Source organism: Sporosarcina sp. P20a (genome assembly GCF_002743175.1).
In the GTDB taxonomy this organism is placed as follows: Bacteria; Bacillota; Bacilli; order Bacillales_A; family Planococcaceae; genus Sporosarcina.
On the sequence record NZ_PDYT01000015.1, the window covers coordinates 44741 to 64870 of the forward strand.

At 39.8% G+C, this 20130-nt stretch carries 23 protein-coding genes; 13 read left to right on the plus strand and 10 right to left on the minus strand.

The genetic code is table 11. The annotated features are described in order from the left end of the window. Window positions 1–20: 20 nt before the first annotated feature. A complete protein-coding gene (locus CSV72_RS16770; protein ID WP_158232208.1) occupies window positions 21–194 on the minus strand; it encodes a hypothetical protein in 174 nt (57 codons plus the stop codon). A gap of 146 nt (window positions 195–340) precedes the next feature. Between CSV72_RS16770 and CSV72_RS11925 the strand changes: the two genes are divergently transcribed. Then, entirely contained in the window at window positions 341–895 is a 555-nt protein-coding gene (locus CSV72_RS11925; protein ID WP_099678530.1) for a DJ-1/PfpI family protein, read from the plus strand. 85 nt (window positions 896–980) lie between these two features. Here CSV72_RS11925 and CSV72_RS11930 read toward each other — a convergent pair whose 3' ends face one another. Continuing rightward, window positions 981–1604, minus strand: coding sequence for a Yip1 family protein (locus CSV72_RS11930; protein WP_158232209.1), 624 nt, complete (start codon window positions 1602–1604; stop codon window positions 981–983). A 142-nt stretch (window positions 1605–1746) separates the two neighbouring features. On the opposite strand from CSV72_RS11930, the gene namA reads away from it, so the two are divergent. Beyond that, entirely contained in the window at window positions 1747–2766 is a 1020-nt protein-coding gene (namA, locus tag CSV72_RS11935) for an NADPH dehydrogenase NamA (protein ID WP_099678532.1), read from the plus strand. Between the two features lie 17 nt (window positions 2767–2783). Here namA and CSV72_RS11940 read toward each other — a convergent pair whose 3' ends face one another. Beyond that, on the minus strand, window positions 2784–3281 hold the full coding sequence (locus CSV72_RS11940; protein ID WP_099678533.1) for a metallophosphoesterase family protein: 498 nt from the start codon (window positions 3279–3281) through the stop codon (window positions 2784–2786). A gap of 100 nt (window positions 3282–3381) precedes the next feature. Here CSV72_RS11940 and CSV72_RS11945 point away from each other — a divergent pair, with 100 nt between their 5' ends. The 4 genes from CSV72_RS11945 (at window position 3382) to CSV72_RS11960 (ending at window position 5562) form a co-directional block, all read left to right on the plus strand. Then, window positions 3382–3750, plus strand: coding sequence for a carboxymuconolactone decarboxylase family protein (locus CSV72_RS11945; protein ID WP_099678534.1), 369 nt, complete (start codon window positions 3382–3384; stop codon window positions 3748–3750). 260 nt (window positions 3751–4010) lie between these two features. Beyond that, a complete protein-coding gene (locus CSV72_RS11950) occupies window positions 4011–4742 on the plus strand; it encodes a YqcI/YcgG family protein (protein ID WP_099678535.1) in 732 nt (243 codons plus the stop codon). A 103-nt stretch (window positions 4743–4845) separates the two neighbouring features. Further along, window positions 4846–5175: a CHY zinc finger protein gene (locus CSV72_RS11955; RefSeq protein ID WP_099678536.1), complete on the plus strand. Its 330-nt coding sequence runs from the start codon at window positions 4846–4848 to the stop codon at window positions 5173–5175. A gap of 60 nt (window positions 5176–5235) precedes the next feature. Beyond that, complete coding sequence (locus CSV72_RS11960) at window positions 5236–5562, plus strand: hypothetical protein (RefSeq protein ID WP_099678537.1); 327 nt, start codon at window positions 5236–5238, stop codon at window positions 5560–5562. 45 nt (window positions 5563–5607) lie between these two features. Here CSV72_RS11960 and CSV72_RS11965 read toward each other — a convergent pair whose 3' ends face one another. Further along, a complete protein-coding gene (locus CSV72_RS11965; RefSeq protein ID WP_099634772.1) occupies window positions 5608–6015 on the minus strand; it encodes a YugN family protein in 408 nt (135 codons plus the stop codon). A 161-nt stretch (window positions 6016–6176) separates the two neighbouring features. On the opposite strand from CSV72_RS11965, the gene CSV72_RS11970 reads away from it, so the two are divergent. Beyond that, a complete protein-coding gene (locus CSV72_RS11970; protein WP_099678538.1) occupies window positions 6177–7157 on the plus strand; it encodes a YsnF/AvaK domain-containing protein in 981 nt (326 codons plus the stop codon). Between the two features lie 79 nt (window positions 7158–7236). Then, complete coding sequence (locus CSV72_RS11975; protein WP_099634770.1) at window positions 7237–7473, plus strand: hypothetical protein; 237 nt, start codon at window positions 7237–7239, stop codon at window positions 7471–7473. A gap of 46 nt (window positions 7474–7519) precedes the next feature. On the opposite strand, the gene CSV72_RS11980 is transcribed toward CSV72_RS11975, so the two are convergent. The 3 genes from CSV72_RS11980 to glnA form a co-directional block, all read right to left on the minus strand. Further along, window positions 7520–8014 carry a TspO/MBR family protein gene (locus CSV72_RS11980; protein WP_099678539.1) on the minus strand — a complete coding sequence of 165 codons (495 nt, stop codon included), beginning with the start codon at window positions 8012–8014 and terminating at the stop codon, window positions 7520–7522. A 54-nt stretch (window positions 8015–8068) separates the two neighbouring features. Further along, window positions 8069–9643, minus strand: coding sequence for an amidohydrolase (locus CSV72_RS11985; RefSeq protein WP_099678540.1), 1575 nt, complete (start codon window positions 9641–9643; stop codon window positions 8069–8071). Between the two features lie 143 nt (window positions 9644–9786). Next, window positions 9787–11121 (minus strand): type I glutamate--ammonia ligase, encoded by a 1335-nt coding sequence (glnA, locus tag CSV72_RS11990; RefSeq protein WP_099678541.1) that lies wholly within the window; start codon window positions 11119–11121, stop codon window positions 9787–9789. A gap of 380 nt (window positions 11122–11501) precedes the next feature. Between glnA and CSV72_RS11995 the strand changes: the two genes are divergently transcribed. After that, on the plus strand, window positions 11502–11831 hold the full coding sequence (locus tag CSV72_RS11995) for a YunC family protein (RefSeq protein ID WP_099678546.1): 330 nt from the start codon (window positions 11502–11504) through the stop codon (window positions 11829–11831). 113 nt (window positions 11832–11944) lie between these two features. Here CSV72_RS11995 and CSV72_RS12000 read toward each other — a convergent pair whose 3' ends face one another. Both CSV72_RS12000 and CSV72_RS12005 read right to left on the minus strand, forming a co-directional pair. After that, window positions 11945–12181, minus strand: a complete 237-nt coding sequence (locus tag CSV72_RS12000) for a hypothetical protein (RefSeq protein WP_099634763.1) — start codon at window positions 12179–12181, stop codon at window positions 11945–11947. 29 nt (window positions 12182–12210) lie between these two features. Continuing rightward, a complete protein-coding gene (locus CSV72_RS12005; protein ID WP_099662239.1) occupies window positions 12211–12399 on the minus strand; it encodes a hypothetical protein in 189 nt (62 codons plus the stop codon). Between the two features lie 643 nt (window positions 12400–13042). Between CSV72_RS12005 and CSV72_RS12015 the strand changes: the two genes are divergently transcribed. Next, entirely contained in the window at window positions 13043–16891 is a 3849-nt protein-coding gene (locus CSV72_RS12015; RefSeq protein WP_099678543.1) for an AAA domain-containing protein, read from the plus strand. A 4-nt stretch (window positions 16892–16895) separates the two neighbouring features. Further along, entirely contained in the window at window positions 16896–17630 is a 735-nt protein-coding gene (locus CSV72_RS12020; RefSeq protein WP_099678544.1) for a hypothetical protein, read from the plus strand. 39 nt (window positions 17631–17669) lie between these two features. Here CSV72_RS12020 and CSV72_RS16900 read toward each other — a convergent pair whose 3' ends face one another. After that, window positions 17670–17828 carry a hypothetical protein gene (locus tag CSV72_RS16900; RefSeq protein WP_199170095.1) on the minus strand — a complete coding sequence of 53 codons (159 nt, stop codon included), beginning with the start codon at window positions 17826–17828 and terminating at the stop codon, window positions 17670–17672. A 233-nt stretch (window positions 17829–18061) separates the two neighbouring features. Between CSV72_RS16900 and CSV72_RS12025 the strand changes: the two genes are divergently transcribed. Together CSV72_RS12025 and CSV72_RS12030 are read left to right on the plus strand one after the other, a co-directional pair. After that, the gene (locus CSV72_RS12025; protein ID WP_099678545.1) at window positions 18062–18346 is read left to right on the plus strand and encodes a KGG domain-containing protein; all 285 of its coding nucleotides are present in this window, start codon (window positions 18062–18064) and stop codon (window positions 18344–18346) included. Window positions 18347–18523: 177 nt separating this feature from the next. Next, complete coding sequence (locus CSV72_RS12030) at window positions 18524–19870, plus strand: sodium-dependent transporter (RefSeq protein ID WP_099678547.1); 1347 nt, start codon at window positions 18524–18526, stop codon at window positions 19868–19870. Window positions 19871–20130 lie beyond the last annotated feature (260 nt).

A 20130-nucleotide genomic window follows, 5' to 3' on the forward strand; every position in this document is an offset into this window, starting at 1 on the left:
CTGTTGGGCCTTTTTACGAATTATTTTCTTTTATCCTCTGTTGCGCGATAGACTTCTTTCAGAGCATCTCGATACTCTTTACCACTTGCATTTTCTCGAGCGCGTGAAGCTTCCTCCGCAGTTGCTTCAAACTCCATACCCATTTCCTCGTTGATCGTTCCTTTATGAAACAAATGGCGTATATCTTTATCCATAGAAATCCCTCCTCGTCGTAATATGGTTTAATTTGAGATAACCATACATAAAGAATAGAATTTCAGTTAAAGAAAGAGGGTTCATTGTTAAATTGTCGAATGAAGTGAAGTAGTAATACAATTCAGAATAGGGAGTGGATCTGCATATGAGTAAAAAAGTATTGATTCTTGGCGGAGATGCAGTAGAAGCATTGGAAATTTTCTATCCGTACTACCGTTGTTTGGAAGAAGGATTTGACACGACTATTGCTTCACCATCGGTAAAGAAATTACATACCGTTACCCATGACTTCATCGATGGAATGGAAACATATGTTGAAAAGCCAGCATATGGTTTGGATTCACATATTGCCTTCAAAGATGTCAATCCTGTAGACTACGACGCGCTCATTATTCCAGGTGGACGTGCACCGGAGTATATTCGTCTAGACGAATCCTTACCAGCTATTGTCCGTCATTTCTTTGAAGAGAATAAACCAGTGGCGGCAGTTTGCCATGCTGCACAGGTGTTATCCGTCATTCCGGATCTTATGAAAGGTAGAGAATACACAGCCTATATCGCATGTAAGCCGGACGTCATAGCATCTGGTGCCACGTATATTGAAAAAGATCTTCATACAGAAGGAAATCTAGTATCAGGACATGCTTGGCCAGATCTTCCAGGATTAATGAGAGAATTCATGAAAATGGTTAATAAATAAAAGAATGCAAAGCTCGTTAAGCTTTGCATCAGACTGAAGACAAATCCAGAAATGGAGTCGTCTTCAGTTTTTTTTATTGTTGAATTTAGTAAGCAAGTAGTACAAATACCAAAAAGATGATAAATGGAATCATTAATGCTAAAAATAAACCAGTAACAATTAGAATCGTACCAAATCCGCGCCAAGAAGAAAAGTGATGGACAATCCCAATACCTTTAGATAAAATCACGGTACCGAAAATGCCTAACCCTAGTGTGAGTAAGTTGGTAAGCATTAATACAACAGATAATGTTCCAAATACATCAGCATCTGCGTTGTTCATCATATCAACAAATAAATTCTTACCGAAAATAATGACTAGTAGCAAGTTAATCGGCATCATCCAAATCATCGGAATCGAAGCGATCGGCGACATTTGCACCATATCCTTGAAATTCCCTTTACCTCCAAGCCATTTACCTACCCATGTGTAGAGAGCAGAACTGATAAACAGGCTGATAATCGTCCCAATGAACGACGACACGATACTGAGCAGAATAATTACAGGCAATGAAAGGTCAGGTAAGATATCCGTTTCAGCAAAGGATGTCATACCGACGCTGACTGAAACAAGGAATAAGATGAAAAAACTATAACTCCATGTTTTGTATTCGAGAACATAACGAATTGTTTGCTTAGGTTGTGTCCATATCGTAATGAGTGGGTTCATGAGAATACCTCCTTTTATATAGTCTACTATACGTTCAAGTACTACCAAATGTTTCATAAAGTTGGTTTAAAATCCTCAAACATTAAAAAAACATATAGATTTGCTATACTTTCCCTAGCGACTAGCAGAGGAGGAATTATTCATGACAAAATTATTTAGCCCTTATACTATACGTGGCGTAGAGTTTAAAAATCGTATTGCAATGGCACCGATGTGTATGTATTCTTCACATAATCAGGATGGAAAAGTAGAGGATTGGCATAAAACCCATTATGCTGCCCGTGCGGTAGGACAAGTCGGCCTGATCATCGTTGAAGCAACAGCCGTTCAACCGCAAGGAAGAATCTCAAGTGAAGATTTAGGAATCTGGTCAGATGAGCATATTGAAGGTCTAACTGAAATCGTTCGTTTGATGAAACAACATGGTGCCCGTACCGGTATCCAATTAGCACATGCAGGAAGAAAGGCGACAGTGGATGGAACCATTCATGCGCCAAGCCCCATTGCGTTCAATGAGAAATATAAAACACCAGCAGAAATGACTATCGCTGATATTAAGGAAACGATTGAAGCATTCAAACAAGGAGCAATCCGTTCCAAACAAGCTGGTTTTGACGTGATTGAAATCCATGGTGCACATGGTTATTTACTTAATGAGTTCTTGACTCCACTATGTAATCATCGTGAGGATGAATACGGTGGATCAGCAGAAAATCGTTACCGTATACTAGGCCAAGTGATCGATGCCATCCGTTCTGTTTGGGAAGGTCCATTATTTGTCAGAATCTCAGCAGAAGATTATCAAGAGGGGGGCATGGATCCTTCGCAGTATGCAGAAATGGCGGGTTGGATGAAAGAACAGGGCGTCGATCTAGTCGACGTGAGCTCTGGTGGTGTAGTTCCAGCTGCTATCCATCCATTCCCAGGCTATCAAGTGCCGTTTGCGGATGTGATTCGCCAGCAAGCAAATATTGCTACAGGTGCAGTAGGATTGATTACGTCAGCGCTACAAGCAGAAGAAATTCTACAAAATGACCGTGCGGATATGGTATTGCTTGCTCGTGAATTATTACGAGATCCTTACTGGCCATATACAGCAGCTAAAGAACTCGGTGTTGAAATTGAATCCCCTGTTCAATACAATCGCGGCTGGACCTATTAATCCATTCGTTCTGTAATTCACGTTTTATCATCAAAAAATACTAACTCTGCACGAATCTCCTCCTCAATATGTAAGATAGCGAACGAGTAATGAGGTAGTTTACGCTTGTCGGTTGAAGATCCGGGATTTAACAATAGGGTTTTATTCATATACCGAAGCATAGGAATGTGGGAGTGTCCAAAAATAATGATGTCTAGTGGCACTCCTTCAAATGCTGCAATCGCACGTTTTTCGGTTGTCTGTTTCTCCCCGTGACCATGTACTAAGCCGATTTTCACGTGACCCACTTGAATCACTTGTTGCAATGGGAATTGTCTTTTTATATCCTCGCCATCCACATTTCCTGAAACACCTTGCACCTCTGCGAGTTCAGAAAGCATCTGTACGACTTCGATGGATTTCCAATCACCTGTATGTAAAATCAAATCAGCTGTTTTACATTCTTTTATCAATCTAACAGGCAAAGCTTTGCCTCTTCCTGGAATATGGGTATCACCCGTGACAACAATTTTCATGAGGAGCCTCCTTGATTTGTGATTGCTTATACCATTTCCGTTATCGCTGAATAGCAAACAAAGAATTGGACATACTGTTGCTATGACGGGAGGCAATTTTATGGAAGACTATACATTTACGGATGCAGTACTGCAAGATTACAAAACCGGTATGGGCGCAATGAGTGAAAAATTACCTAAGTTAATGAAATCATTCCATGAATTCACAGAGATCAGTTTTGAAGAAGGAGAAATCAGCCAGAAATATAAGCAGCTAATTGCATTGGCTGTAAGTGTCTATGCACATAGTGAGTATTGCATCATTTACCATACAAAAGCTTCTATGGATGCTGGTTCTACTGTTCCTGAAGTCTTGGAAGCAGTCGGTGTCGCTGCAGCGCTTGGCGGTGGTAGTGCCTTAAGTCAGGCAGTTACATTAGTTATGCAGACAATAGATGAAATACAGGAAACCCCAAAACCTTTACAATGAAAGAACACCTTGTCGAATGAAAATCGATAAGGTGTTTTTTGATTGGATCTAGATATCTCTTCAATTAGATTAAATCAAATATTACGGAAATGAAGTAGAAAGTATAGAGCTGAAATGAAAGTGAATATAACACTCATAATGCCTCATCATCTTCTGTATAGTATATAGGTTACTATCCTGAATTCGAGAAACGCATGTGTTATATTGCAAACGACAGGGTAAAGGATATACAGCATAGTAAGTTAGAGGGGGATAAAACGTTGATTCAAACATCAAGCGCTTTATTAACAAAGGAAGACTTCGCAGAACGCAATGATTTGCCAGAATGGTTACTGAGAGAATATCAGACGTTTCATACTATCGTGACTGATAAGACATTCCCATGCTATTTTGGAATGGCTGGCGAAAATAAAGGCGAACTACGATACGCTTACGTGTCTAAAAATGACTGGTCGAACTTGCCCCAGGCATTGGAAGCATTTTTGATGCTATTTGAAAATCCAAAGCATAAACGCCATGGTCTCTTTGTATTTGTCGAACCTTTTGAAAAAGAAGGAACAATAGAGGAGTATCGCCAGCAGTTTTGGGATATTTTGCAGTATTTGCATACAGAAGACCAAGAACAATGGCCTGTTGAAGCGCCACGAGATCCTGACCATTATCTATGGGATTTTCATTTCCAAGGAGAGCCGGTTTTTGCTTTCGGTAATGCGCCAGCCTATAAGCAGCGAAAGACTCGTGACTTAGGAAATGCAATGGTCATCGGGTTTCAGCCGCGCAAAATTTTCAAAGGTCTTACCGGTACGGAAAAAGGTGGAATCAACTCGCGCGAGAAAGTTCGTGAACGTGTAGAGCTGTGGGATGACCTACCAAAGCATCCCGACATTAGTCATTTTGGAGACCCAACACATAACGAATGGAAACAATTTTTCATCGGTGACGACAGCGTGCCGCTAACTGGAAAGTGTCCATTTACTCATAAAGATATGTAGACACAGGATGTCTTAGTAGTCGTAAACTTACGGTTGCTGAGATGTCTTTTTATCTTGCATACTGACTATTCCGCTTTTATGATGAACGTAAGGAGTGGGTAAAATGAAAAAACACAGACATGAAGTTCGGGGGCTACTAGTTGATGATGAAACGCGCTGCATTCATTACGCAACAGAAACAGACCGAATTGCCATCAAGTTCTATTGCTGCGATACCTACTTCCCATGTCACTTATGCCATGAAGAAACTGGTTGCGGTCAACTTGCCGTTTGGCCAGCTAGTCGGTTTGACATGAAAGCCATACTTTGTGGTGCGTGTGATCATGAACTCACGATCAACGAATACTTTCATAGCTCCTATCAATGTCCTTCCTGTAAAGCGAACTTTAATCCAGGCTGCAGTCTTCATAGAGACCTATACTTCGAAAATTGAAGTGTTTTAAGAATCATCAACAGGGAACACTAAAGCAAACAGGTAAAGTGAGGGATTTCATTGAAAAAACAAACGATCGATACAGAAGAACTCCTTTCGTTTGCTAGAGGAGAAGATCAATCAGGAACATCTTGGATCCATCAAGCCAATTATGTCGGTGAAGAAGTGATCATGTCAGATGAAGATTTAGCTGGTAAAGAACCTTTGCAACGGCTGAGAATAGTAGTGGAGTCAAATGGAAATGCTAAATACTTCGAATCATTTTTCTATACTGGAGCTGAATTAGAAGAGTTAATGAGTGAACTTGAACCGGTTTTCGTGAAATTTCCTAAAGAAGTGTTGAGTTCAAATGAGATGGATGAAAAGGTACAAAATATAACAGAATAATAAAGAGAGGATCTTCTACCGAAGCCGGCAAGAAGATCCTCTTTTTTATTCCAAGTACTGCAATATTTCTTCAATGGCGAGTTCCCCAGCAATTTCCCAACGACTCTTATCACGAATTTCTGCATCCCGATCCAATGGTTCTTGGAATTGATTGAAAGAACCACTTATTAAAGAGCTTGAGTCAGGATCTAGTCCTGTATTGACCACATGTTTGATTACGTATGGCTTTTTGAATTTGATGGATGTGTTGAAATCATCAAGTTCTCCGTCATGGACTTCAAAGGGAACACGTAAATAAATGGTTTCTCCAGCTTCTCTATGAAGGATCGAATCGAAACTACCTTTATCATAATCCCAGCCCCCGCCAAAATGATACCCGTGCTGATCCACTTTATCCCGTAAAGTCCCAAAGCAAGCCATTTTGCCTTCAATCGACGTATCTAATTCCAGCATGAAATCACTCCTTTATATTAGCATTCCTTCCAGGTCATTATTTATACCTCTCATAAACAATTTACTGAAAATGTTTCTATCTTAAATTACTGGGGTAAATGTATCAACACGAAGATAAAAGAATTTAACATAATACATTATAATATTAGGAGGAGATTTAGATGGGGAAGAATAGGTATATTGGAATGTACTATAATGAAACAGAATTGGTGAATCGTTTGGATGATCTGAAAAAAGAAGGATGGCCCGAAGACAATATTTATGTAGTTGTAAAAGACGATGATCAATTAACTATGGTTAGAAGTAATACAGATGCAGAAATTAAATCCGCTGATGATTCATGGTGGGATCGATTCATGGGCTTCGTAACGGGAGAAGATCATGTACGTCGTATGGTAGATAGCTTAGAGTTCGGTAAAGAGGACACATTGAAATATTATCAGGAAATTGAACAGGGCGGCATGCTGCTCTATGTTGACTCCGGTGAAGCGAATCGACACTATATGGACAATACGGATTTCTACGGTAGAGATGGAAAAAGTACAGACGTCAATCTTGGAGCAAATGGTATGAGCGTAACAGACCAGGAACTCAATGGTGGAGATCCAGCATTCAGATTGAGCCAAACATTACCTGATCAAACACTTAACCATCAGAATCGTGACGTTGATCATGGCTTGCATACAAATGAACATGCCTTCTCTAATACTAATACAGAAGAAGAGAGTTTACGTTTGCATGAAGAACGTCTTCAAGTGGAAAAGCATGAAACACAGCGTGGAGAAATCCGAGTAGAAAAAGAAGTAGTGGAAGAACCTAGGTCAGTAGACGTTAGCGTATCACACGATGAAGTAACAATTGAACGTAGACCTGTAGTAGAAGGTGAAGCGAGTCTTGACAGTCGCTACGATCAAGATGTGACAGCGTTTAGAGAAGATGATGAGACGATACGTATTCCGATTACTGAAGAACGGGTGGAAGTAACTAAGAAGCCAGTCGTCACGGAAGAGATCATTCTCAAGAAACGTGAGGTTGTAGAAAATGAAACGATTCACGAAACAGTGAAACGTGAAGAAGTGCATTTAGAAAAAGATGGTGATGTAGACGTCAAGGGCGCACCATTGGATAAAGACCGTTTCTGATATACCATATAGTAAACACCTTGTCATTCCCTTTCTGCATAATGTAAGATAGAAGTAACAGCCAGGAAGGGGAGATGACATGTTTAAGCATCCAGGTATTGCGGCCGTGCTAAGTTTTTTCTGGACTGGCGTCGGTCAAATTTATAATGGACAAATCCTTAAAGGGATTTTACTTATTATCTTGCAAGGAATTAACGGTCTACTCATGTTTGTAGGTATTGGTTTCATTACGTATCCGATTGTATGGATTTGGGGAATGTATGATGCTTATAAGACTGCAGAGCGTATGAACTATAATCAAAATCACTATAAGTAACAATGAAAAATGTCCCAGCCGGAAGTGGCAGGGACATTTTTCTGTTTCACTTATTTAATTTCCACGTAGAGTAATTTAATACTAGAGCGAACATGACCCATCCGATATACGGGACCATTAATGCGCCAGCGGTCCGATCCGTTTTATTGAATTCATAAGCAGTCATAGCAATTGCCCCTAACATGATCGTCATCTCGATCAATGCAGTACCTCGTAAATTCCATTTGAAGAATAGGAAGGACCAAAGAAAATTGAGACCTAATTGAACGTCATATAGAGGGATAGCCGCATCGTATCTTTTTGCACTCTGCTTCATTTCTACGCGGTAATTCGCTACACCCATCATCGTGTACAGGACCGTCCAAGTAATAGGGAATGTAGCCCCAGGAGGAGAAAATGAAGGCTTCTCCAGCTCAGCATACTGTTGTTGTGTATTTCGGTTGGCAAGATATCCGATAATAGATCCACCGATGACCGGAATCAACACGTTACGCGTTAGCTTCTTCCAATCCAGTTCTCCTTGTACTTTTAGCAATTCCAAAGTAAAACCTCCTTTTCGGAAAGTTTTCCCCATTCGCTACTTACTAAACAGTTATCATGTATTCGCTGTATACATCACTTCACCAGCGACTATAGTTTTCTCTACTTGTACTTCGGCTATTCGATCCACTTCTACGGTGAAAAGATCTTCTTTCAAGACAGTGAAGTCTGCATCAAATCCAACTGAAAGCTTTCCTCGTGAATTAGCTTTACCTATAGTAGCTGCTGCACCCGAAGTAAATAATTGTACTGCCTCGTAGCGACTTAGTTTTTCATCTGGCAAATACCCTTCATGCTTTTCTATACTTAATCTTCTTGTGATCGCTGCGTGCATTCCAAGCAAAGGATTCGGGTCTTCAATAGGTGCATCTGATCCACCGCCACAAATAAATCCTTTAGTTAGAAGCTTCTTCCATGAATATGCCCAATCAAGCCGATCCTTACCGAGTCGGTCTCCAACCCAAGGGAAATCAGAAGGAACGAAAGCGGGCTGTATATCTAAAACAATCGGAAGCTTTTGCATTCGCTCCACTAAATCTTCTCGTAATAAAATGACATGTATAAACCGATCTTTCTTTCCGGCTGGAACAGGGTACTTTTCAATGACATCTAGTGCTTTTTCGACTGCCAAATCTCCAATCATATGTATGGCAACAGCTTCTCCATAGTGTCTTGCCATTTTCATATGGTTCTCGAGCTCTTTATCAGTTAATACGGCGGTTCCTACATTATCAGGTTCATCGGAGTAAGGCTCACTTAACAACGCGGTACTACCGCCAAAAGCGCCATCAATAAAGAACTTCATCTCGCCGGGTTCTACCCATGGTGTATTATAGTGAGCCTGATCCTCTATCAAATCAGGAAACACGCTAAAATGACGCAGTAAATGGGCACGGAATTTACGATCGCCACCAAGCACGTTATTGAAGGCTTTCAATGGTGTCTGATAGTTACCATAGTAACCTAAGTCATCCGTCACAACACCTGTCAAGCCAACAGACAGTAGGTGATCAACAGAGGTTTCCAATGCTTTCGTGACATAGGCCACTGTTGGATTTGGTAAAAGTTGAAGCACTCGTTGCATAGCGCCTTCTTTCAATAACCCCGTTGGTTCTCCATTATGATCGCGCTCAATGACACCATCATCAGGATCAGGTGTATCTTTTGTAATACCAGCGAGTTCGAGCGCCTTTGAATTCACGACCGCTGCATGCCAGCAAGTGCGTTTTAATAACATAGGTGAATCTGTTACAGCATCCAACTCATAGCGTGTGAAGATTTTCTTGTCAGGAAAACTATTCTCATCCCAACCTTCTCCAATAAACCACTCATCCATTGGCAAATCTTTATACGCATTCAGAAGTAACTCCATCATGTCCTCTGAAGAAGTAGTGTTTGATAAATCAAGGCGTAATAACTTTTCACCTTGTCCTATTATGTGCATATGGTTATCGATAAATCCTGGATAAACAAAAGCACCTTGCAAGTCCATGTGTTCATCGGCTCGATCTTTTAATTCATCATATGAGCCGGTCGCTACTATTTTCCCCTCTTTTGTCAGTAAAGCATCTATTGTATGTCCTTCATTTTGCATTGTATAGAAGAGTGCATTAAACCAAATCGTAATCATAGCGAAACCTCCTTATCTTCTTATAGTAAATGCAGTAAGACCATTCGACAATAGAATGGATTCTATATAATTTTCTCTATTAAAAAAACGGCTGTACTTACAGCCGTTTACTTTATCGTATATCCTACTATTGCGAAGTCCTATTAATACATCTTCATATATCGTTCAAGCTCCCATGGATGCACCGTAATTCGGTAGCTTTCCCATTCTTGATGTTTTGCTTCACTGAAGTTCGCATAAATATGTGAACCCAGTGCGTCTTGTATAATCAAGTCTTCTGATAGCGCGATGAGTGCATGGTCAAGGTCAGTCGGTAATAACCCAATGTTATTTTCTGCAAGCTCATCTGCCTTCATCTCATAAATATTACGATCAACAGGAGCTGGTGGAGTCAGCTTGCGCTTAATACCATCAAGACCAGCTTTTAATATAACGGCCATTGCCAAATAAGGGTTAGCCGAAGAATCGACAGAACGCACTTCAACACGTGTACTCATTCCACGTGATGCGGGTATGCGGATCAATGGACTACGGTTCTGTGAGGACCAAGCGACGTAGCAAGGCGCTTCGTAGCCAGGCACCAAACGTTTATAAGAATTGACGGTTGGATTTGTGATGGCGGTGAAGCCCCGTACATGATCCAATACTCCGGCCATGAAATGATAAGCAGTTTCACTTAATTGACGTTCGCCATTTTCATCAAAAAAGACATTCTCACCATCTTTAAATAGAGAAACATTGCAATGCATGCCCGAGCCACTCACACCGTATAAGGGCTTAGGCATGAATGTGGCATGTAATCCGTGTTTACGTGCTATCGTCTTAACGACTAGTTTAAAGGTTTGAATATGATCGCAAGCAGTTAATACATCAGCATATTTAAAATCAATTTCATGTTGTCCAGGCGCCGCTTCATGATGGGAAGCTTCCACTTCAAATCCTAATTCTTCAAGTTCCAACACAATATCTCTACGACAATTTTCACCTAGATCGATGGGTGCCAAATCAAAATAGTCACCATGGTCATTCAGCTCCATTGTCGGTTGCTTATTTGCATCTAGTTTAAAAAGAAAGAATTCCGGTTCAGGTCCTAAGTTGAAATCAGTAAATCCAAGCCCTTTCATTTCTTCAATTATCCGCTTTAAATTACCGCGGGGATCTCCAGAAAAAGGTTCACCATTCGCTAAGTAGACATCGCATATTAAGCGTGCCACTCTTCCAGTACCTGAAGGCCAGGGAAATACCATCCATGTATCCAAATCAGGTACTAAATACATATCCGATTCTTCAATCCGTACAAAACCTTCAATAGAAGATCCGTCAAACATCATTTTATTGTCCAGCGCCTTTTCGAGCTGGCTGATCGGAATCTCTACATTCTTAATCATGCCAAAAATATCAGTAAACTGAAGACGGATGAAATTGACATTATTTTCTTTCACGAATTGATAAATATCTTCTCTTGTAACATTTCCCATCAGACCACACTCCTTATGATTGTTTGGTACGAATCATCTTCGCAACATTTTTCTATAATAAAGCTGAAGAAAGCAGATTACAAGAGTTTTCTTCTATTTTCTGAAAGAATAATAAGACTTAAGTTGTTTTTTTATTTTGTTAAAAACATAGATACACTAAAAAAAGCTCTAATATGTATCTAATTGACTAATAAAACGACAGGTAATACAAACCATTAACAATGAATAGAGTTTTGGAACAGTGACTATTAGACTTTATGAAATGATTCAGGATGCAAAAGCCTACTTCGGTGACCGAAGGTATTTTGAGTATTTGATGCAGTATGCAGTGAAGAGTGTGTAGTGTTTTAAAATTTCTCACGTTTTGAATGGTTCATCATATGCTGATAAAGAAAGGGGTGGGTGTCTTGATCGAACACCAAAGCATTTCTATAGATGGAAAGTCATTTCAAGCAGTCACGGTAAAATTACCGAAAACGACGTTACTTACAGTTTCGAATGACAAAGGGTATATTATGTGTGGTGCACTCGATGTAGGATTATTAAATAGTGTGCTAGCGGACCGCAAAATTGTTGCGGGTCGTGCTGTTGGCGTGAAAACGATTGAGCAATTGCTTGCAGCACCGCTGGAATCAGTCACACTTGAGGCTGAACAATACGGTATCACAGCAGGTATGATTGGGTCGGAAGCGCTTTTGAAAATGGTGTAAAAACCATTGCATGAAATAATGACAGCATCATGATTCTAGAGTTTCTAATGAAATCTAAAGACCACAGCCTGCTCTTAATTCAAGAGTGGGCTGTGGTCTTGAGTTTAATGTGATTATTTTCTATCGAATTTTTCTTCGCTTGATGAACGATCTTTTGTCTCACGATGATTTCTTTCTTCTTCCTCTTCCATACGAACATCTTCTAATGGAATAGCGTCTACGGTCTGCATATCCTCATGCATATCGTAAATACTTTCTTTATCAGTCTTTAAATTTTCAGGGTTATCCATGTAACCGCCCTTTGCCTGGTTGCGATCTTTTTCTGTAAATACTTTTTTATCTTCACTCATGCAGATCTGCTCCTTTATAATCGAATGTTTTAATTTAAAAATCTACCTAGTAATCCTTTATTAGGTTCGGATTGCTGTTGATGGTCTTTACGATCTCCGCGCATAGGAGTGTCATTGAACTCGTCAAATTGTCGAGACAATTTGTCTCGCGCATCTTTGTTGCGCATTAAAAATGCCGCACCTAAACCAATTGCAGTCAAAGCCATTCTTTTTTTCATAACGTATTCCTCCTCGTAATTGTTTCTTATACATTGTTTTCCCAGTTTTCAATCATGCTAAACAAATCACTTTGGAGAGGGGAAAAACAAAAAGCAGTCAGCGATTGAAAATTCTCAATCGCTGACTGCTCTTTTCTTACTATGCGGAAAATTTTATGTTGCGATTACTCCATACTAACGATATTGTACCCTCGTCGTATGCGTCTTGCATCCTACACTGCTTAACTTCTTTGAAGCAGGTATTTCACTTGCACTTACACAAAAAACTTCTTTCGCATTACCTGGTAAACCTGTCTTTCTATTGGAATCTAAAAAGCAGATTCCCAAACCGAGTGTACCACTTGCCAGTAAAGAAAAATTTTCCGCCAAGGCTGTGCATCTCTTCCAGATCTAGCAGCTTACTTCTCTGACTAGCTCCTTCAGTTTGCCTTGTAGTAATAGTATACCCATGCAAATCATTCCTAAACATCTTTTTTAAAATTAATTTTAAAAGTTTTTCTAAGATTTTTCTTACTCGCGGTATATGCACTTATGATCTATAATAGAGGACTGAGGTGAGAGCTTTGAACAAGGGAATAACAGGGAGAAGCATGATGTGTGATCTTGCTGAAGTAAAGCCCTATATTGAAAAGAATGTACGAATATGAATGTGCTGAAAAATAAAGACATGATACTTTGCAGTCTTGATATAACAAAAAATGCACGAAAAGGTTTAGAACAGTGGTTTTTAAGTGAAGAGGCTTTCGTTTCTTCAGAGTCTGCTTTTGATATACATATTGAAAAGAAACCGGAGAATCGTATGGGGAACCAATCCTATGCGCTGTTTTTTGATCCACACACAAATAAAAAGTTTGCTAAAGAAGTTCAGCAACGTGTGGCAGTTATGGAATGCGTACTGAAACCGGACGGTCTGCTGGCTACGGGCTTCCATGTTAGAGGCGCAAAAGAGCCCGTCCAGACAAATCGGCGGCTGCATACATCAATAAAGTTTAAGTTACATCGCGCAGGAGTAGCACTGCCAATCGAATTCTATACGAAGTTACGACAATTACCGATCGCAGAAGAGCGTTCAGAATATGTGAAAAAGCGAATTGAAAGTTGGGAAGGCTATTTACAAATTGCGGAGAAAAATGCGGATGTAGCGGATATCTCCAGTACATTTAGCCAAGCCAGTTTCACCAGTGATTTTACAAAGGTACGTCTACAATGTAAAGATTTACAAACGAAGAACTGGAAGCAACTCCGTGGATTTAGTGTGAAAATGAATGAACTTTCTACTGAAATCGGTCAAATCGTCGATGCTCAGATAGGTCAAAAGATTATCGTCGTAGAACTAAATCAACGGTTTCAAAAGAAAGCACGATCCGAACAATGGTTACCAACACGTAATAAAAGTCTTGTGTTGACGAACTTTGCTGAATTAAGTCAGATTCGTCGCTTACGTAAAGGTTTCAAAGACTTACAAGACGGTCTAGCTGCAAATGCGAATTTGGAAAAGGTTTTATTTGAAGAACGACCTGTTGTGCAAATAACTAATAAACAGCCGCAACTAGAGTTCCATAATAATTTGAATGAATTCCAACAAGAAGCAGTCTCGGGAGCGATGAAAGCACATGATTTGTTTGTAGTACAAGGTCCACCCGGGACAGGAAAAACAACGGTGATTTCCGAGATTTGCTATCAGAACGTCAAAGCTGGCTTGCGGACACTTGTCGCATCTCAATCAAACCTAGCAGTGGATAACGCACTCGGTCGATTACTGACAGATCCAGCGACGCGTATTTTACGCTATGGACGATCAGAAAGTATTGAAGAAGAGGGCAAGCGCTTCATGGAGGAAAATGTGGCGTTGCACTGGAGAAATGAAACAATAGAAACCGTACGAGCGACACGTGCTGTTTATCGAACAAAAGATACCGAATTACAAAAACGTGCAGATCAATTATCCGAGCAAATTAAACAGAACACAGAATTGAAAATTGCATTAACTGAGCAGTTGCAAATGCAAAATGTAGTGCAAGAAAAATTAAAAAAACTAAAGTCTGAATACTTTTCTCGGAAATCCCTTCTTGACCAATCTGTACGAAGACTTTCTCAAAAGCAACAGGGAATTGAGCAAACTGAAACAGACCTTGCACAGCGCGAAAAAGAAATTGCAGAGCTACGTAAACAGTTGAATTCAGGGCTAAATAAAGAGGAATTATCAGCCCAAGTAGAAGAATGGTTAAAAGAGCAACACCTATTAAGACAGACACAAACCTATATCAACTGGCTTGCAGAGTTGCAGAGCAATACCGAAGCACAACAAGAGATTATAGAAGAATATAGAACACTTCCTGACAGTGAACAAATGCTACAAGCCACACAACGTGATGTGATGTCTCAGACAAAAATGAAAGATATCCACATGACGCTTGCTGCAAACCAGTTTGAATTACCCATTCATATCACGTTGCGGAATAACGACTTACAACGAATCATCAAGTCGATTGAAAGTGGAGAGTATTCCTATGAATTTCAAGAATGGAAAGAGCTTCATGAACGTTTTCAAACAGCAATTAAAAAAACACAGTCTCTTTTGCTGACGCACCGTTATCCGGTAGAAACCATTACGAAGCGCTCAACCGAAAACTTTACAACCATTCAGGAAATGCATGAAATGATTGATCGTTTGGGGAAGTTTTTAATTAATCCTACAACAAAAAAAGTGCTGCAAAACAAAGAGATTTCATCCGCCAAAACGGAAGTTCTACAAAAAATTGCACAAGGTATGTCATTGTTTTACGGTAAAGAAGAGATCGTTCGTGCAAAAGGAATAGATATTCAGCAACAGAAAGTCCACTCTGTAAAGGAAGTATTTGCAGAAGTGAAACATGAAATTCTAAGATTTCTACAACAGGAACTTCAAGAAATTCAAGCCAATAGACAACGAAAAGAAGAGCAGAAGCAACATCTACAATCTAAGCAAGAAGAATTGGAGAAGCAGATTAAAGAATGGCTAGAAACCAACGAGCCACCTGAAAAACAGTGGGAGGAAAGTCAACTCATAGAGGAAATTAATCAGCTAGAAACTAAGATCCTTGAGTGCCGACAACAAATAAAAATCATCACGCAATTAACAGCATCCATAACTACCTCGGAACTAAAATGTTCTCAAGCTAAACAACAGCTTGAACAAGAAAAAGTAGAAGTTCTAGCAGTAGAGCAAAAAACGCTGCAATTACAAGAAGAGCAGTATCAACGACAGCAGGAAATAGAAGAGCTTGCAGTTCAATTGAAACCAGATATAAAAGAGCAATTGGAGAAATTAGAAATAGTTCTCGCTCAAGCTGAACCCCAACTAGCAGAAGTAGTAAAAGAACAGCAACAGCTTCCAATTCTACAAGAACTGCAGGCGCAATGGGAAGAGTTACTACGTGATGCCAACGATTATGACCTTGATGAAATCCGTAAGCTTTACATCGATCATGCGAATGTGATTGGCACAACATGTGTCGCATCAGCTTCCAAAAAGTTTATGGAGGAATACCCTGTCTTCGATGTAGTCATTATCGATGAAGTATCAAAAGCAACTCCCCCAGAATTACTATTGCCCATGCTAAAAGGTAAAAAAATTATTCTAGTTGGCGACCATCATCAGTTACCGCCACTCGTAGGACAAGAAACGATGGACGAACTGGTAGATCAGCAAAAAGATCCTGAAGTACAACGTGAAATGAAAAAATTGCTCAATGAATCATTATTTGAACGGTTATTCCGTACGTTGCCCAAACAAAACAAAACGATGCTCAGTATTCAGTACCGTATGCATGAAAACATCATGGAAACGATCGCACCGTTTTATAAAGATGGGGACTATCAGTTACAATGCGGACTTCCTAATTCAGACGAATTACGGGATCATCTGCTCGAAAGCAGAAAAATCACTAGAAAAGACCATTTACTATGGCTAGATACACCCAATACCCCATCATTTTTCGAAAATCAAGTCAAAGGTGGGACAAGTCGTTTCAATGAAGCGGAACTAACCATCATTCAAGATACTTTGCTAGATATTGAACAAGCGACGGAAAAAGCTAAAAAAGATGGACGAATGAAGCCAAACGAAAAGAAAAGTGTCGGCGTAATCAGTTTTTACGGCGAACAGGTAAAGCGAATCGATCGATTGATTCAGCAGGAAATCCGCCCCCAACAATTGCATTGTCGAACAGGTTCGGTAGATAAGTTCCAAGGTATGGAAATGGATATTATCATTTTGAGCTTCGTTAGGAATCATGGTGAGAAAAATGGTGACATTGGATTCGCCAAAGACTATCGACGACTGAATGTAGCGTTATCACGTGCAAGAGAACTGCTTATTATTGTCGGAAGTTCTGAGATGTTCACGATCAAGACAAAGAACGCCTCTACGAGAGATATGTATAAACAATTACGAGAAGTAGTAGAACATCAAGGTGGATTGCGCAAAATAGAGCAAATCCAAGGAGGTTGAGTAGATGGATTCGCTTCGGAAAAGGTTGCAACAAGAACTCCAACAACAGCCGGATATCCAAATACAACAATCAGACAGCTGGGGATTGCCGGTCGAGCTCATTAATATACCCTACACAACTATTAAGCGCACGACAATGGATATATTAATGAAAATGATTTTACTTACCGTTCAAAAACTAGATGTTTCTGAATCAAAAATAATTGCAGAATTTCTAGCTGTTGAACCACTGTTTATTGAGGATTTATTTACTAAGATGGAAGCGGCACAAATGATCGAGTTACGTAAAGAAAGTTTTGAATTGACTAGCATTGGAGTAAGGCAATTACAATCTGGTGTTTACGAACATCCACCTGAAAAGGCAGAAAAAAAGTTTTATTACAGTGCTTGCCACGATTCGATTTTATGTGAACAACCTGAAAAAATCTTCACAGCAAAAGTTAAAGAGTTTAGATTAGCAAGGAAATTCACCAGAAGCGCGCAACGATTAGATGATGAACAATTGCGGGCAACACTACTTGCTACTGGAGCAGAGGCTGCAGAAGGTCCGCTTCAGAAGGTTGTAGATAAAATAGAGATCCCCCGACCGCTTGACCATCAACTTATTCCTTGTGTGGAGTTTTATGTTTACAATCGTGCGGAAAACAACTATTTCACTAGAGTGTGGAATACATTAACGGAAGAATGGGATGAGCGTCTAGAGAAACTCATAGATGAACAAGCTCCTCTTCGAAAATGATAAAAAAAGACCAGGGGTTTTCCCCTGGTCTTTTTTTACTTATGATTTACGCTTTTTTTGAGTGGGAGCTTTACGTAATTCAGCGAATTCTTTCGCGATCTCTTCATGCATATCGCGTGCGGCAATCGTTTGATTCTTTGGCGTTTGTGGTAATGAGCCAGCTGAATTACTTCCTTTTTTATGTTCATCTCTTCCCATTGGTCATTCTCCCTTCTGTAAGTACCTTCATAAGTAAGTTGGTTCAAAAAGGAGAAGTTATACATGAATATAGCGATAGCATATAGTTACTACGGTTAAATGGGTAATGAATTCCATTCCGTAAGCCTTTCTATCGAAATAAGGTTATTTAACTCGCCTTGTGTTTAGCATGTAGTGGATTGGGAATATATTCATTAAGCTTTGTAAATCGAATACGAGGAGGAAGAATATATATGGCTAACCAACGTACTACAGATCAAGAGAAGAAAATGTCTTTGGAAGAAGCGGGGCGTAAGGGCGGACAAGCAACCTCTAAAAAGCACGATAAAGAGTTCTATGAACAAATTGGTCGTAAAGGTGGGGAAGCCACAGCACAAAAGCATAGTAGTGAATTTTATAAAGAAATTGGACGTAAAGGTGGAAAAGCTACTTCCGAGAAGCACGATAAACAATTTTATGAGAACATCGGACGTAAGGGAGGTGAAGCTAGAGCACAACAAAATAAGAGTATGGACTAGACAGCGAACTAAAACATGTTTTTCGAGAAGAAAAAGATGTATCCGAATGGAGTACTTCGATTCGGGTACGTCTTTTTTGTCGTGCTTAACTATAAAGAATATAAATATGCTATTGTTTCTAATGTTGTAGTACAGTATAACTGTAATAAGCAGAAGTAAAAGGAAATGGGTGAGAAAATGGAACAACGTAAAGAACAATGGTCTTCGAAGCTCGGCTTTATTATGTCATCAGCGGGTGCGGCAATTGGCCTTGGAGCCATCTGGAAGTTCCCGTATGTTACAGGAATGAGTGGCGGTGGCGCGTTCTTCTTATTATTCGTCGTGTTTACAATTTTGATTGGATTACCGATGTTGGTTTCTGAATTCATTATCGGACGCGGTACGGGTAGGGAGGCAATCAGTGCTTACAAGAAGTTGGCACCAGCTAGTGCATGGCCATGGATTGGTAAGCTCGGTGTAGCGGGGTGTTTTCTCTTACTATCATTCTATAGTGTAGTCGGTGGTTGGGTATTCATATATAGTGGATTGTCTATTGGTGGCAAGATCATTAGTGAAGGAGCTTCCTACTCGGAACAGTTTGGTTCGATTGTCGGTTCTCCAATAACGACGTTAATCGGTCTACTTCTATTTACGATTATTAACATATTAGTCGTATCATCTGGTGTACAAAACGGTATTGAAAAAGCAAATAAATATATGATGCCTTTATTATTTGTATTTTTTATTATTTTAGTCGTTCGTTCATTGACGTTACCTGGTGCAATGAATGGTGTATCGTTCTTCCTGAAACCTGATTTCTCTAGTATTACAAGGGAGTCCGTGTTATATGCGCTTGGACAGTCCTTCTTTTCATTAGCCGTTGGATTTTCTTGTATGGTGACATACAGTTCATATCTGAAGAAAGACGTTAGCCTAACTTCATCTGCAAGTTCTGTAGTGGGAATGAATTTATTTGTTTCATTACTAGCAGGTTTAGCTATTTTCCCGGCAGTCTTCGCATTCGGACAAGAACCGGCTGCAGGACCGGAATTACTCTTCATGGTGTTACCAGCAGTCTTTTCGCAACTTCCGCTAGGGCAAGTATTCTTGGCGTTATTCTTAATCTTATTTTTGTTTGCGACTTTGACATCTTCGTTTAGTTTATATGAGATCATTGTGGCTGCGATGACAGCGAGTGGCAAGCGTACGCGTAAGTCTGTAACTTGGTTAATTGGAGCTGTAGTATTCATTGCTGCAATTCCTTCTGCCTTGTCTTCTAGTACATTATCAGGGTTGCTGATATTCGATAAGAGTGTTTTTGACGCGACAGATTATCTCGTCAGTAATATTTTGCTTCCAGCAGGAAGTTTGCTGATTGCGTTGTTTATTGTTCGTAAGATGGACCAAGTGTTAGTGCGTGATGAGTTTACACAGTATAATACACAATCCAAAGGTTTCTATCCGCTTTGGCACTTTTTAATGAAGTGGGTAGTGCCATTGACTATTATTGTGGTGTTCTTAAATACGCTTGGTATTGTTAAGTAAAGTAGTTGTGGAGAGTGGCAGAGCGCCGTTGATATGCGTTCGGTTTACAACTGAAATCCCAAAATACTCCGTACTATTCATTTCAATATATTAAAAAGACTTCCTAATTGGGGAGTCTTTTTAATAGGTAAATTGTCAAATCAAGTCGAACGCGTCAGATAACTCATGAATACCTCAAAGGGCGTATTGAAATTAAGTACTTTTCTAGGAATTTGATTGAAATTTAACAAGAACCCTATGATCTCATTTTGAGTCAACCT

Coding starts and splice junctions, on each gene's coding strand:
- CSV72_RS16770 (WP_158232208.1), bottom strand. CDS start 194: ATGGATAAAGATATACGCCATTTGTTTCATAAAGGAACGATCAACGAG.
- CSV72_RS11925 (WP_099678530.1), top strand. CDS start 341: ATGAGTAAAAAAGTATTGATTCTTGGCGGAGATGCAGTAGAAGCATTG.
- CSV72_RS11930 (WP_158232209.1), bottom strand. CDS start 1,604: ATGAACCCACTCATTACGATATGGACACAACCTAAGCAAACAATTCGT.
- namA (WP_099678532.1), top strand. CDS start 1,747: ATGACAAAATTATTTAGCCCTTATACTATACGTGGCGTAGAGTTTAAA.
- CSV72_RS11940 (WP_099678533.1), bottom strand. CDS start 3,281: ATGAAAATTGTTGTCACGGGTGATACCCATATTCCAGGAAGAGGCAAA.
- CSV72_RS11945 (WP_099678534.1), top strand. CDS start 3,382: ATGGAAGACTATACATTTACGGATGCAGTACTGCAAGATTACAAAACC.
- CSV72_RS11955 (WP_099678536.1), top strand. CDS start 4,846: ATGAAAAAACACAGACATGAAGTTCGGGGGCTACTAGTTGATGATGAA.
- CSV72_RS11965 (WP_099634772.1), bottom strand. CDS start 6,015: ATGCTGGAATTAGATACGTCGATTGAAGGCAAAATGGCTTGCTTTGGG.
- CSV72_RS11970 (WP_099678538.1), top strand. CDS start 6,177: ATGGGGAAGAATAGGTATATTGGAATGTACTATAATGAAACAGAATTG.
- CSV72_RS11975 (WP_099634770.1), top strand. CDS start 7,237: ATGTTTAAGCATCCAGGTATTGCGGCCGTGCTAAGTTTTTTCTGGACT.
- CSV72_RS11985 (WP_099678540.1), bottom strand. CDS start 9,643: ATGATTACGATTTGGTTTAATGCACTCTTCTATACAATGCAAAATGAA.
- glnA (WP_099678541.1), bottom strand. CDS start 11,121: ATGGGAAATGTTACAAGAGAAGATATTTATCAATTCGTGAAAGAAAAT.
- CSV72_RS11995 (WP_099678546.1), top strand. CDS start 11,502: ATGCTGATAAAGAAAGGGGTGGGTGTCTTGATCGAACACCAAAGCATT.
- CSV72_RS12000 (WP_099634763.1), bottom strand. CDS start 12,181: ATGAGTGAAGATAAAAAAGTATTTACAGAAAAAGATCGCAACCAGGCA.
- CSV72_RS12005 (WP_099662239.1), bottom strand. CDS start 12,399: ATGAAAAAAAGAATGGCTTTGACTGCAATTGGTTTAGGTGCGGCATTT.
- CSV72_RS12015 (WP_099678543.1), top strand. CDS start 13,043: ATGAATGTGCTGAAAAATAAAGACATGATACTTTGCAGTCTTGATATA.
- CSV72_RS12020 (WP_099678544.1), top strand. CDS start 16,896: ATGGATTCGCTTCGGAAAAGGTTGCAACAAGAACTCCAACAACAGCCG.
- CSV72_RS16900 (WP_199170095.1), bottom strand. CDS start 17,828: ATGGGAAGAGATGAACATAAAAAAGGAAGTAATTCAGCTGGCTCATTA.
- CSV72_RS12025 (WP_099678545.1), top strand. CDS start 18,062: ATGGCTAACCAACGTACTACAGATCAAGAGAAGAAAATGTCTTTGGAA.
- CSV72_RS12030 (WP_099678547.1), top strand. CDS start 18,524: ATGGAACAACGTAAAGAACAATGGTCTTCGAAGCTCGGCTTTATTATG.